Here is a 12,778-nt window from a genome sequence, read left to right as displayed (position 1 = left end):
GAAATTAACCCCAAAAAGCTTTATACTAGAATTAACTAAAATATTTTTGCGGCAGAAATGCGTTCTGTCCAGTAGGTCGGGAGGAAACAGCATGGAAATGAAATCTTTTAAAACCGCAGCGTTCGGTGGTTTTGACAAACAGGATGTTTTGGATGCTTTTGAAGAGTTAAGCCATGAATATAAAGTGGAAAAAGAAGAGATGCAGCGCACAATCAACCAGTTGAAAACCAAGAAGTTTGAGGCAACCACTCAATTGGAAAAAATGAAAGCGGGCGAGCAGGAAAAAAATGATCTGATCGGAAAGCTGCAGCTATTGATTAAAAAACAGAATGCCGATAACGATAAACTAAAACAGCTCAATATTGTGGTGGAACGCCATGCAAAAGAGCTAAAAGCGCAGAATGAGGAGCTGGAAAAACGGTTGCAGGAATTTGAAAGCAAATCTGCGCATGAGTCCGACCGGCTGAAAAAGTTTGATGAATCCGGCTATACCGCAGAACGGATCTTGTCGGAAGCAAACGCGCGAAGTGCTTCCACACTGGCCGAAGCCAATAACCGAGCCTCGATGATCCTGACCGAAGCCGCTAAGAAAGCGTCTGCGAATATTGCGCAGTCTACCAAACGGGCGGAGGAGATCATTGCAAAGGCAGAGGAAGAGGCTGAAAAGCTGAAGCTGGCTGCACAGGATTATAACCATCAGGCGAAAAAACGGATTAACGACCAGGAAGCTGAATTGGCGGAAAAGGAAAAACGTACCATGATTCGTTCCGGGGAGATTATCCGCGAAGCGAACGAGCGAGCCGATGAAATCCTGAAAACCGCCAAAACCAGAGCTGATAAAGCGAATGAGGAATATAACCGTTTCAGCCGTCAGCTTGAAAATATGAAGCTGTCCATTATTGAGGTGATGCAGCAGATACATAGTCAGGTCGATGGACTGGAAAAGAAAATGCCGGAATCCCTTCAGGTGGACGATGTTTTGCAGACTGAAGTAAAACAGGATGAATTTTTAACTGACCAGCTATTCAAGGAACAGATGGTTAAAGAAGGAATTCTAACGGAAGCGGATTTAGAAGATACACCGGAACCACCGGCAGACCAAACGGCAGAGGCTGCCCCAAAATATGATACGCCGGAAAAATCCTTGGAAGAGCTGTTCCCGGAAAAACCGGACGCGGGCTTTTTTCGCTAAGCCGCAACGACCTGTCATGAGCGAGGAGATCGCTTTACCGGAAATAGAGGATGACAGCAGCGGCGAGCTGTTGGAAGCATATCAGAAAAAAATTCAGCATGCGAACGCTTTGCTGGACGATATTTATGAAAAAATCAGGAGCTTGCAGTAAACATGGCAACTTATCATCTGGAGGCAGCCGAATTAAAACAGGCTGCGCCGACTTTGAGAACCTTTGACCGAGTGTATTTGAGCGGAACCGTTTATACAGCGCGGGACGCAGCGCATAAAAAGATGGCGGCCCTCATCAGGGAGGGAAAACCGCTTCCGTTCCCGCTGGAGGGTGCAACTATTTATTATGCGGGGCCGACTCCCTCGCCGGATCACCTTCCGATTGGTTCCTGTGGCCCGACCACATCCGGCAGGATGGATGTCTATGCGCCCGAGCTGATGGACTTAGGCCTTTGCGGGATGATCGGAAAGGGAGAAAGAAAACCCCCGGTGATCGATGCGGTTGTACGCAACCAGGGCGTATATTTTTGTGCAGTAGGCGGTGCAGGAGCGCTGGCCTGCCAGTCAATTACTTCCTGCGAGGTCATTGCATTTGAAGAATTAGGCTGTGAATCTGTCAAAAAATTGACCTTGAAGGAATTTCCTTTGATTGTCGCTATTGATTGTGAAGGAACGGATATCTTTCAGGAAGGGCCGAGAAAATACCTGGAGCAAAAATCATAACCACCCGTCAAACGGGTGGTTTGCTCGCCCCTATAAGGGGCAGATACCGACCAGCGCCTAAAGACGCTGGCTTTCTCTTTGTTCAAGCCTATTGCCTTTGCCGCTTTTGCCGCCCCTTAAAGGGCGTTCGTACTACCTGCTACCCTTAAAAGGGTCTTCATACTCTTTTACACTCAATTTATCCAGTGCTATATCGTGCTTTTCCTGTTCCTCTATGTATTTCCGTATGGTTGCCTCATTGAGTCCTACTGTACTTACATAGTACCCCTCTGCCCAGAAATGTCTGTTCCCATACTTATACTTTAGATTTGCATGTTTATCAAACATCATCAACGCACTTTTTCCTTTCAAGTATCCCATGAAACTTGACACACTTATTTTTGGTGGTATACTTAAAAGCAGATGTACATGGTCAGGCATCATATTTCCTTCCAGTATTTCTACTCCTTTGTATTTACACAGTGTTCTTATGATTTTCTGCAAATCCACTCTATACTGTCCGTATATCGCTTTTCTTCGGTATTTCGGTATGAACACTATGTGGTACTTACACATCCATTTTGTGTGTGATAAACTGTTTGTTTTATTTGCCATTAAAATCACCTTTCTTTTTTTGCAATAAGCTTGAACATCTTATTGTACCACGAAAGGTGATTTTTTTGGTTTAACCTTTTGTTTCCCACCCGCATAGCGGGTGGTTTTCTGTTTCGTGCCGCTGGCACTCAACCGTCTAAAGACACTAATAAAAACAGAAATCAGGCTGATCCATCCAGATCAGCCTGATTTCTTTCTTTTTGAATAATTTTTACTTTGGACTTGCATTTTTTTGCAAAACAGGCTACAATATTTTTAATAGAAAATCTATCGGAAGGGTAAGGGCTTATCTGATGAAGAATGACATTCTCTATGAAATTGCTCAGCGAATGGATTCGTTGTCAAAGGGACAAAAGCGGATCGCAACCTATATTTTAAACCACTATGACAAAGCGGCGTTTATGACGGCTTCCAAGCTCGGCACCATCGTGGGCGTCAGCGAATCTACTGTGGTGCGGTTTGCGTTTGAGCTGGGATATGACGGATATCCGAAGCTGCAGCGTCAGCTCCAGGAGATGATCCGCAACCGCCTGACAGCGGTACAGAGGATTGAGGTTGCCAGCGAACAGCTCGGTTCGGAAGAAATTCTCGATAAAGTGTTAAACCTTGACATTGAAAAAATCCGCCGTACCCTGGAGGAAACCTCCCGGGATGACTTTAACGGTGCGGTACAGTCCATTGTAAGGGCGCGGTCAATCTATATCATCGGAGCGCGGAGCGCCGCCACCCTTGCAAGCTTTATCGCCTTTTACTTTCATCTGATTTTTGAAAATGTGCGCCTGGTGCAGACCACCAGCGCGAGCGAGATGTTTGAACAGATCCTTCGGATCGGTGAGGAGGACATCATCATCGGGATCAGCTTCCCGCGTTATTCTAAAAAGACGGTGAAGGCTTTGAATTATGCACACAGCCGGAATGCAAGGGTCATTGCAATTACAGACAGTATTTCTTCTCCTCTGGTGAAGGAATCCGACTATTTCCTGCAGGCCAGGAGCGATATGGCTTCCTTTGTAGACTCCCTTGTGGCACCCCTCAGCTTGATCAACGCGCTGATTATGGCGGTGGGCCTGCAAAAACAGGAGGAGCTCAAGCACACCTTTGATAAGCTGGAGGAAATCTGGGATGAGTATGATGTCTATGAGAAAGCAGAGGCAGACAATGCCGAGTGACGTCATTGTAATCGGCGGCGGTGCGGCTGGAATGATGGCCGCGCACGCAGCCGCGCTATATGGGAAACAGGTTCTTCTGCTCGAAAAAAATAACCGGTTAGGCAAAAAAATTCTGATTACCGGAAAGGGCCGATGCAATATCACAAACCGATGCGATACAGATACCTTTATCCGAAATGTTCCGCAGAACGGCCGGTTTTTGTACAGCGCAGTCAATCAATTGACGCCGGAGGAAACCATCTCCTATTTTGAAAACAGCGGACTTTCGGTGAAAACAGAACGCGGAAACCGGGTTTTTCCGGTTTCAGACCGTGCAGGCGATGTTGCGGACGTACTGGAACGGAACATTCGGGAATGCGGTGTGGAAATTCGTCCGGAGCGGGTAACGCGCATCCTGACCGAGGGCGGCGCAGCCAGAGGGGTAGAATGCGAGAGCGGCGAGCGGTATTTGGCCTCTTCAGTCATTCTGGCTACCGGAGGTCTGTCTTATCCCCGAACCGGCTCTACCGGAGACGGCTACCGGCTTGCGGAAAACTTAGGACATCGCGTGACGGAATTGAAACCGTCTCTGATCCCGATTGTAACAGAGGAAGTCTGGTGCAAAAAGGCGCAGGGACTCTCTCTGAAGAATGTGACACTGAGCCTTGTAGACCGGCGGGACGAAAAAGTGCTGTACTCTGAACTGGGGGAGATGCTCTTTACCCATTTTGGGGTGTCGGGCCCGCTTGTTCTGAGTGCTTCTTCCCATCTTCGCCGGATGGAGCCGGGAAGATACCTGCTTCGGATTGACCTGAAACCCGGCCTGAGTGAGAAACAGCTGGACGCACGGATTCTGCGCGATTTCTCCGAGCAGGCGAATAAGGATTTTGGTAATAGTCTGGGAAAGCTGCTGCCCAAAAAGCTGATTCCTGTTATAGTCCGGCTTTCTGAAATTCCGTATGATCAGAAAGTGAACCAGATTACCCGGGAAATGAGGGGCAGGCTTTGCGGACTGATAAAAAACCTCACATTGACCGTCTCGGGATTTCGTCCGATCGAGGAAGCGATTATTACTTCGGGCGGAGTGGACGTGAAAGAGATCAGTCCGAAAACTATGGAATCCAGGCTGGTAAAGGGCTTGTTTTTCGCCGGGGAAGTGATCGATGTGGACGCTTATACAGGCGGTTTCAATCTGCAGATTGCTTTTTCTACCGGATATACGGCCGGAATAAACTGCTGAATAAAGGGAAAACAACGGATGCATATCAATATTTTGACTCCGCTGATTCCGATTTCGTTCTATTTTCGTCGTATTTGGGGATTTTCCGGCGAAGCGGCTTTACAAATTTTCAAAAACGGTGTAAAATAGTTTTATCTGTAGGATTTCAGTCCAAATTTAAAATCCTGCATAAAGGAGAAGAAAGTATGCGAGCAATTGCTATCGACGGGCCGGCAGGGGCCGGGAAAAGTACGATTGCCAGAAAGACAGCCCAGGAGCTGGGATTTATTTATGTGGATACAGGCGCGCTTTACCGCACCATCGGATATGCGGTGAATCATTTTGGCCTCTCAACGAAAAAGGCGGGCGAGGTTGTTTCCGCTTTGGATCGCATCCATGTTGAGCTGAAATTTATTGACGGGGAACAGAGGGTGTTTCTAAACGGGGAGGATGTTTCCGACTTGATCCGTTCGCCGGAGGTGTCGATGTTTGCCTCCGAGGTGTCGGCAATTCCAAAGGTTCGGGAGTTTTTGTTTGATTTGCAGCAGGATTTGGCAAACCATCATGATGTGATTATGGATGGACGGGATATCGGAACGGTTGTCCTGCCAAATGCTGATTTGAAAATTTTTCTGACAGCAACGGCGGAGGACCGCGCGAAACGCCGTTACCAGCAGTTCTTGGAATCCGGGACGGTGGTTGATTTCGACCGGTTGCTGGAAGAGATTAAGCAGCGTGACTATAATGATTCCCATCGTGAGATTGCGCCTCTGCGGCAGGCGGAGGACGCGCTTTTGATTGATACGACAGGAAATACGCTGGAGGAGTCCATTGACCTGCTTCAGAAAATTATCCGGAACCGGTTGGGACTGGAATAGGAGAGGCGAAAAAACGTGAGCAAGATGACTAAATTTTATCGCTTCGCCAAAGGGGTGTGCAATGCCGCAATGTCAGTTTGGTTCCATATTGAGGTATATGGAATCGAAAATCTGCCCACGGAGGGCGGCTATATTGTGGTTTCCAATCACCGCACCTATCTTGATCCGGTGCTGGTTGGAATCAGGATGAAACGGCAGGTAAACTTTATGGCGAAGGCGGAGCTGTTTTCCAATAAGCTGCTCGGGCCGATTATCAGAAAGCTGGGCGCTTTCCCGGTTTCCAGGGGAACGGGAGATACTTCCGCCATCGATAAGGCGGTTGATACGGTAAAAAGCGGGGATGTGCTTTTCCTCTTCCCGGAGGGAACGCGTTCCAAAACAGGAGAGATTATGCGGTTCAAATCCGGAGCGATTGTGGTTGCCTCCCAGACGGGGGCGGATATTGTTCCGACTGCGATCTACTTTTCTGACTGCGCGAAGTTCCGAAGTAAGGTGATTGTCCGTTACGGAGCACCGATCCGGAATGAAACGCTGCAGATTGACCTGAAAAAGCCCCGGACAATAAAAACAGCGAGCAATCTGGTGCGGGATGCCGTCTGTGAGCTTTGGGAAGAATCCAAGCGGCAGGCTCAGGGATGACAAGAATTTCTGTAGCAAAGACGGCCGGCTTCTGTTTTGGGGTAAACCGCGCGGTAGACATGGTGTACCATTTGGCAGAGCAAACCAGCGGGGTAAAAACCCTGGGGCCGATCATCCACAATCCCCAGCTTGTGGACGACCTGAAAGAAAAAGGTGTTGCTATTCTGGCTGTACCGTCGGAGGCAAAGTCGGGGGATACTGTCGTGATCCGTTCGCACGGGGTCGGACAGCAGGTCTATGATGAGCTGGAAGGGAAGGATATCCACCTTGTGGATGCAACCTGTCCGTTTGTCGCAAAGATCCATAAAATTGTTGCGCAGCGTTCCGCACAGGGGGAGGCTGTCATTATTGCGGGAGATAAAAATCATCCCGAGGTGTTAGGCATTCAGGGTCACTGCCAGGGCGAATGCTATGTGATTAAAGACGAGCAGGAACTGGAAGAAACCCTTAAAAAGATCAAAAAACAGGCGATTTTGGTTGCTCAGACAACTTTTCACGCGAATTTATGGAGAAAGTGCGTAGAAATTGCAAAAAAACTATGTACAAATATCGTTTTTTTTGATACAATATGTAATGCGACTAATGAACGTCAAGCCGAGGCAGTTTTGCTGGCAAAGCAAAACGAGCTGATGATTGTGATTGGCGGGAAGGAAAGCTCCAATACAAAAAAGCTTCAGCAGGTCTGTTCCGACTATGCTGAAACCTATTTGATTGAAACCGCGGCGGAGCTGGACAACCTGCCACTATCCGGTCATTCATCGATTGGCGTTACTGCCGGTGCGTCGACTCCGGCTTATATCATTAAGGAGGTTCTTAAAACCATGAGTGAAATGTTAAACAAACAAGAAGGAGAACTGGACTTTGCTACCTTATTTGAACAATCCTTGGAATCTGAGAAATTGTATAGCGGTAAAAGGGTAAAAGGGATTGTTACGATGGTGGCTCCAAATGAAGTCCATGTCGATATCGGCGCAAAGCAGGCGGGCATTGTCCCGGCTGATGAGCTGACGGACGACCCGAATCAGACAACCTCTGACGTGGTATCAAAGGGCGACGAAATCGAGCTGGTTGTACTTAAAGTAAATGATCAGGAAGGCATTGTTACGCTGAGCAAAAAACGCTGTGACGCGGCTGCAGGCTTTGAAGAAATCAAAAAAGCGCTGGAGGAAGGTACAGTACTGTCTGGTACTGTTGTCAATGTTGTCAAGGGCGGCGTCCTGGTGCTGTCCAACCATACCAAGGTATTTATTCCTGCTTCCCAGGTTTCCAACAAACGTGTGGAGGACTTGAATACCCTGCTTAAAACAGAGGTGCAGTTCAAGATTCTGGAAGTAAACGAACGCCGCGGAAGAGCTCTTGGCTCTGTTCGTGCTGTTCTGGAAGCTGACAAGAAGGAAAAAGAAGACAAGTTCTGGTCTGAGGTTGAAGTTGGCAAAATCTATAAGGGCGAGGTGAAATCGCTGACCTCTTACGGCGCGTTTGTTGACCTCGGCGGCGTAGATGGAATGATCCATATCACCGAGCTTTCCTGGACTAAGATCAAACATCCTTCTGAAATCGTCAATGTCGGCGATATCGTAGAGGTTTATGTCAAGGATCTAGACCCGGAAAAACGCAGAATTTCTCTGGGCTACAAAAAATCCGAAGATAATCCATGGGAAATCTTTAAACGTGATTACCATGTAGATGATGTCGTAAAAGTAAAAATTGTTTCCTTCACCAATTACGGTGCGTTCGCCACTATTATCCCGGGCATTGATGGGTTAATACATATTTCCCAGATTGCCAACCAGAGAGTGGAAAAGATTGCGGACATCCTTGAAATTGGCCAGGAAGTAGAAGCAAAGATTATCGATATCAATTTTGATGCAAAACGTGTCAGCCTTTCTATGCGGGCACTTCTGCCGGAAGAAGACCAGAAGATCACCAAAGAAAACGAGAGCGATGTGGTCTATTCTTCTGAGGACGGCGTGATTTCTGAAGAAATTGCGGCTGAAATTGAAGCGGCTGAAAGCAGTGAGGAATAAGAAAAACAAAAAGCCAGATGGATTTTCCCATCTGGCTTTTTTATTTGGTTAAAAAATCAATGATTTGGGCATAAAAGGCGGCAGGGTTTTGAAGCATTTTTTCCTGAACCCGTTCCGCCTGCGTCTGATCGGGGACGAACAGCTTGAGGTTTAACAGGTCAATGTCTGTATCGTGCATAATAATTTGGACACTATAACCGTTATGATGCGGTTCAATCAGAATTTCATTTTCCCGTTCGTTCTTTTTCCGGTGCATAAGCTGTTGTGCCGCATTGCTTACATGCTCTCGGACGGAAAGCGGAATGGTATGTTCCAGGGCCTTCGCCGCTTCAATCCCAAAGTCATCGAGCTGATAACAGGCTTCTCCGTCCCGGTCAATGAGTGTTGCCTGCTTTTCACTGAGAAGCTCCGAGAGTGCGGCTGATAGGGTAAAATAGTTGACCAGGTGGTTTTCCTGGAACAATCTGGAAAGATCGTTTTTTGACATTGGTTCGGGTACTGCGTTAAGGATACAGCAGAGCAGGATGCGCACCTCATGAATATCCTGGAACCCTTCCGGCGGGACGCCGGCAGCCAAGGGACTGGGAATATGATTCATTGTGATCACCGCGCTTTGTTACAGCAAAGCTTCCTTTCTTCTTTTTTACTCTTGTTCCGCATTCTTTTTCGAGAATATGCTGCGTACTGTCTGATAGATTCCGACTACAATAAACAGGAGCGGAATTACGATCCAAAAGCTAAGAGACGCTACCGCTTCCTGAATGGAGAAACCACCGGCCTGTAAGGTATATAATACCGACTCCTATCACCGTGAAAAGGATGCCGATTCCAATACTGACCACCTTTTCTGGAAAACGTTTTAAATAACCAAATGTGGTTAACGCGCCATAAGCGATAAAAAGCGGGACGAATGTAAAGAGAATCCCCATCAAGATTAGGAAGCTGTTTTGATTGCTCCCAACAATAACCGCCTCTTCCGGATTTTTCGGATTGTATTTGATTGTTTTGACACTGCCCGGCTCTGGGATAGAACCAACGCCATAATCCGTTGAGACGGTATATTCCTGATAGTTCAGTACATAGGAGTAGGTCAACCGGTATGTGGTACCGTCCTCATCACTGGAATAGATGCTGTAATCGGTAAAATACCCATCAATCGTATCATAGCTTTTGGTGATCTGGTTCTGATGCACCGCACCGCTGATGCCGAAAAACAGCATACAGATTCCGGCCGCAGTACAGACCGTGATTAAAAAAAATGTTATGACTTTTCCATTCATAATATGATAACCCCTTGGATTGTTTCAAATATTAATTTTAGTATACTGGGCATGACGAAACTTGTCAACCAAAGGCGGCGGCTCTGTCTTGACAATACATCTGAATTTTGTTACAATTAATACCAAATTTATGCTTAAAGGAGCGTGTTTATTTTGGGCGATGTGCCGCCGCTTATATTTGTGCTGTTGGTCTTTTTGATTGCAATGTCCGCCTTCTTTTCCGGAACGGAAACTGCGTTTGCAACTGTTAACCGGATTCGGATGAAGAACATTGCTGCTGCCGGAAATAAAAAGGCAGAAAAAGTCATTCGCATAGCGGAAGAATATGACCGTGCCCTCTCTGCAATTTTAATTGGGAACAATATTGTAAATATTGCTTCCGCCTCGATCGGTACGGTGATTTTTACTACATGGTTTGGTTCTTCCGGGGCAGGGATATCCACCATTGTCATGACAATTCTTGTCCTGATGTTTGGTGAAATTCTCCCGAAATCTTATGCGAAACAACATGCTGAGCAACTGGCGTTAAAGGTAGTACATCTGTTGGACTTTTTTATCAAGCTTTTCTCTCCTTTCATATTCCTGTTCCTCAAGCTGACCAGCCTGGTTTCCAAAAAGGGAGAGATCCCGCCGTCTGTTACAGAGCAGGAGCTCAAATACATCATTGAAGAGAGTGAAAACGAAGGGGTGCTGGAACAGCAGGAAAGCGAACTGGTTCAGTCTGCCCTTGATTTTGATGAAATTACCGTTGAAGAAGTCCTGACACCTCGTGTCGACGTGGTAGCGGTAGAGGAGCATGAGAACGCTGAGACCGTAAAAGAGCTGTTCTTTGAGGAAGGCTACTCCAGGCTGCCGGTTTACAGCGGGAGTATCGACCATGTCATTGGGATTGTGCATAATAAAGACTTCATGAAGGCATACATTGAAAACAAAGAGGTCAGGCTGACTGATATTATGCAGGATACCGTCTATGTGCCGCCGAAAAAGTTTATTTCTGAGCTGATGAAGGAACTGCAGCGGCTGAAATCCCACATGGCGGTTGTCACAGACCAGTATGGGGGAACAATCGGGATTATCACGTTGGAGGATATTATCGAAGAGCTGGTCGGAGAAATCTGGGATGAAAGCGATGAGGAAGAGGTTGAATTTACTCAGCTTTCTGAAAATTGCTATCAGGTATCCGGCGATCTTGACCCGGAGGATTTCTTTGATGAGATCGGCTATGATTATTCTGAAGCTGAAATAGAAGAAATTTCAAATTCCTTTGCAGGCTGGGCTCTGGAAACCTTTGAACGGATTCCAGAGCCGGGAGATCGGTTCTCTTACCGCAGCCTTGAGATTACAGTCAAAGAGGTAACAGACCAGCGGATTGTTTCGTTGGAGGTTATCATCCATCCAGAGAAAAAAGAAAACGAAGAAAATTAGAAAATTGGAAATAAAAGGAACGTTGTTCATGAAAATTGAACAACGTTTTTTTGTATATTTTGTAACATTTTCCTTTGACAAATCAAATGATATATGGTATTATTTGATAAAGTAATAAATGACTTCTGAAAAAACTGATAAATTCGCCTGAAAAATGGCCGGAAATGGGTTCAGCTTGGGCTTTTATTTCTGATTTAATGATTGCTAACCATCCATATTTTCTTTCTTCTTTGAAAAAGAGCTCTGTATACTCTGGTATGCAGAGCTCTTTTTCATCCTGTTTTTTCATTGTGGCTTTTGTTTTGGCTGCGCAGGAACAAAACATGATTTGTAGGATGAATCTTTCAAACGGATCTTTTCTTTTCTGAAACTTTATGATAACATAAGGATAAAAGAACTATAAGGAGGACGCGGACATGCTTCGTGTATCGGTGATTATTGTAGCGGCTGGAAACGCTGCCCGAATGGGCGGAGTACGGAAGCCCTTTCTGCAGCTTGGCGGAATCCCTGTGATAGAACACAGTGTCAGAACGTTTTATAAAATCGGGCAGGTGCGGGAAATTATTGTAGTGGCGCGCAAGGATGAAATCCCACGCATGAAATTTGCTCTTCGTGAATATAATAGAATGATTCCGCTGAAGATTGTTGCAGGCGGGGAGACACGTCAGGAATCGGTGGCAAATGGAATCCTGGTTTGCGATGCGGGAAGCACCCATTTGGCAATTCATGACGCGGCGCGTCCTCTGCTGGAGGAAAAGGATGTCCTTAAGGTGTTTCAGGACGCCAAAAAGTACCGTGCGGCAACTCTGGGAGTTATGACTAAGGATACAGTTAAGGTTGTCCGGGAAGGCTGGATTTGCGATACGCCGGAACGGAGCGAGCTGTTCTTGACCCAGACGCCGCAGGTGTTTGAACATGCCCTTTATCTGAAAGGGATGGTCTATGCAAAAGAGCACCGGCTGGATTTTACAGACGATTGCCAGCTTATGGAGGCGATTGGCGTCCCGGTTTATATGACCCAGGGGAGCTACAGCAATATCAAGCTGACTACGCCGGAAGACCTTGCGGTAGCGCAGGCGCTGCTGGCAGAAAGAGAAGGGAAGTGGAGCCAGGTGAGGATTGGCCATGGATATGATGTGCATCGGTTGGTTGAGGGGAGAAAACTGATCCTTGGCGGGGTGGAAATCTCCCATACGGTTGGCCTGCTGGGCCATTCGGACGCGGATGTGCTGGTTCATGCTGTAATGGACGCGCTGCTGGGCGCGGCTGCATTGGGTGATATCGGGACGCATTTTCCGGACAGCGATCCGGCTTATGCAGGCGCTGACAGCCTAAAGCTGCTGGAATATGTCTGCGCATTGCTGGCCAAAAAGGGATATCGGATTGGAAATATTGACGCGACGGTTATTGCACAGAAGCCAAAGCTCGCTGCTTTCATTCCGGACATGAGAAAAAATATTGCAATTGCCTGCAAGGTTGGAATAGAAGCGGTGAACATTAAGGCAACCACCGAGGAAAAGCTTGGTTTTACAGGGGAAGAACGCGGTATTTCGGCTCATGCGGTTGCACTGCTGGAGCCGTCGAGATAAAAGCAAGGAAAAGGATGATGCACCAAATTTCCGGAAATTCCATAGGATAGCAGGGGGATCGCTCCCTCTATTA

At 46.9% G+C, this 12,778-nt stretch carries 14 protein-coding genes; 10 read left to right on the top strand and 4 right to left on the bottom strand.

What is annotated here, in order from left to right; translation table 11 throughout:
- The first annotated feature begins 91 nt into the window (after positions 1 to 91).
- Genes CZ360_RS13400 through CZ360_RS13395 form a run of 3 tightly spaced genes read left to right on the top strand, consistent with a single transcriptional unit; the run spans position 92 to position 1,906 of the window.
- Positions 92 to 1,192 carry a coiled-coil domain-containing protein gene (locus CZ360_RS13400; RefSeq protein ID WP_077534713.1) on the top strand — a complete coding sequence of 367 codons (1,101 nt, stop codon included), beginning with the start codon at positions 92 to 94 and terminating at the stop codon, positions 1,190 to 1,192.
- Between the two features lie 16 nt (positions 1,193 to 1,208).
- Positions 1,209 to 1,343, top strand: a complete 135-nt coding sequence (locus tag CZ360_RS14300; RefSeq protein WP_267872688.1) for a hypothetical protein — start codon at positions 1,209 to 1,211, stop codon at positions 1,341 to 1,343.
- Between the two features lie 2 nt (positions 1,344 to 1,345).
- Complete coding sequence (locus tag CZ360_RS13395; protein ID WP_077534712.1) at positions 1,346 to 1,906, top strand: FumA C-terminus/TtdB family hydratase beta subunit; 561 nt, start codon at positions 1,346 to 1,348, stop codon at positions 1,904 to 1,906.
- 132 nt (positions 1,907 to 2,038) lie between these two features.
- On the opposite strand, the gene tnpA is transcribed toward CZ360_RS13395, so the two are convergent.
- On the bottom strand, positions 2,039 to 2,500 hold the full coding sequence (gene tnpA / locus CZ360_RS13390; protein ID WP_077532218.1) for an IS200/IS605 family transposase: 462 nt from the start codon (positions 2,498 to 2,500) through the stop codon (positions 2,039 to 2,041).
- 293 nt (positions 2,501 to 2,793) lie between these two features.
- On the opposite strand from tnpA, the gene CZ360_RS13385 reads away from it, so the two are divergent.
- From CZ360_RS13385 to CZ360_RS13365, 5 genes are all read left to right on the top strand, one after another.
- Positions 2,794 to 3,669 (top strand): MurR/RpiR family transcriptional regulator, encoded by an 876-nt coding sequence (locus tag CZ360_RS13385; RefSeq protein WP_077534711.1) that lies wholly within the window; start codon positions 2,794 to 2,796, stop codon positions 3,667 to 3,669.
- Entirely contained in the window at positions 3,623 to 4,888 is a 1,266-nt protein-coding gene (locus CZ360_RS13380) for a BaiN/RdsA family NAD(P)/FAD-dependent oxidoreductase (RefSeq protein ID WP_077534710.1), read from the top strand. The genes CZ360_RS13385 and CZ360_RS13380 overlap by 47 nt, the downstream gene beginning before the upstream one ends.
- 185 nt (positions 4,889 to 5,073) lie before the next feature.
- The gene (cmk, locus tag CZ360_RS13375) at positions 5,074 to 5,745 is read left to right on the top strand and encodes a (d)CMP kinase (protein ID WP_077534709.1); all 672 of its coding nucleotides are present in this window, start codon (positions 5,074 to 5,076) and stop codon (positions 5,743 to 5,745) included.
- Positions 5,746 to 5,769: 24 nt separating this feature from the next.
- Complete coding sequence (locus tag CZ360_RS13370; RefSeq protein WP_229408072.1) at positions 5,770 to 6,384, top strand: lysophospholipid acyltransferase family protein; 615 nt, start codon at positions 5,770 to 5,772, stop codon at positions 6,382 to 6,384.
- Positions 6,381 to 8,411, top strand: coding sequence for a bifunctional 4-hydroxy-3-methylbut-2-enyl diphosphate reductase/30S ribosomal protein S1 (locus CZ360_RS13365; protein ID WP_077534707.1), 2,031 nt, complete (start codon positions 6,381 to 6,383; stop codon positions 8,409 to 8,411). Before CZ360_RS13370 ends, CZ360_RS13365 begins: the two co-directional genes overlap by 4 nt.
- Positions 8,412 to 8,451: 40 nt before the next feature.
- Here CZ360_RS13365 and CZ360_RS13360 read toward each other — a convergent pair whose 3' ends face one another.
- Together CZ360_RS13360 and CZ360_RS13355 are read right to left on the bottom strand one after the other, a co-directional pair.
- The gene (locus tag CZ360_RS13360) at positions 8,452 to 9,009 is read right to left on the bottom strand and encodes a DUF4364 family protein (RefSeq protein ID WP_077534706.1); all 558 of its coding nucleotides are present in this window, start codon (positions 9,007 to 9,009) and stop codon (positions 8,452 to 8,454) included.
- Between the two features lie 139 nt (positions 9,010 to 9,148).
- Positions 9,149 to 9,691, bottom strand: a complete 543-nt coding sequence (locus tag CZ360_RS13355; RefSeq protein ID WP_077534705.1) for a DUF3592 domain-containing protein — start codon at positions 9,689 to 9,691, stop codon at positions 9,149 to 9,151.
- Positions 9,692 to 9,835: 144 nt separating this feature from the next.
- On the opposite strand from CZ360_RS13355, the gene CZ360_RS13350 reads away from it, so the two are divergent.
- Positions 9,836 to 11,116, top strand: a complete 1,281-nt coding sequence (locus tag CZ360_RS13350; protein ID WP_407656985.1) for a hemolysin family protein — start codon at positions 9,836 to 9,838, stop codon at positions 11,114 to 11,116.
- Positions 11,117 to 11,198: 82 nt separating this feature from the next.
- On the opposite strand, the gene CZ360_RS13345 is transcribed toward CZ360_RS13350, so the two are convergent.
- Entirely contained in the window at positions 11,199 to 11,405 is a 207-nt protein-coding gene (locus CZ360_RS13345; RefSeq protein WP_143530260.1) for a hypothetical protein, read from the bottom strand.
- A 127-nt stretch (positions 11,406 to 11,532) separates the two neighbouring features.
- Between CZ360_RS13345 and CZ360_RS13340 the strand changes: the two genes are divergently transcribed.
- On the top strand, positions 11,533 to 12,705 hold the full coding sequence (locus tag CZ360_RS13340; protein WP_077534703.1) for a bifunctional 2-C-methyl-D-erythritol 4-phosphate cytidylyltransferase/2-C-methyl-D-erythritol 2,4-cyclodiphosphate synthase: 1,173 nt from the start codon (positions 11,533 to 11,535) through the stop codon (positions 12,703 to 12,705).
- Positions 12,706 to 12,778: the final 73 nt, after the last annotated feature.

This window comes from Massiliimalia massiliensis, assembly GCF_900155615.1.
Taxonomy (GTDB): domain Bacteria; phylum Bacillota; class Clostridia; order Oscillospirales; family Ruminococcaceae; genus Massiliimalia; species Massiliimalia massiliensis.
Note: the sequence above shows the minus strand (reverse complement) of the source record. Positions and strands in the feature narration are given on the sequence as shown.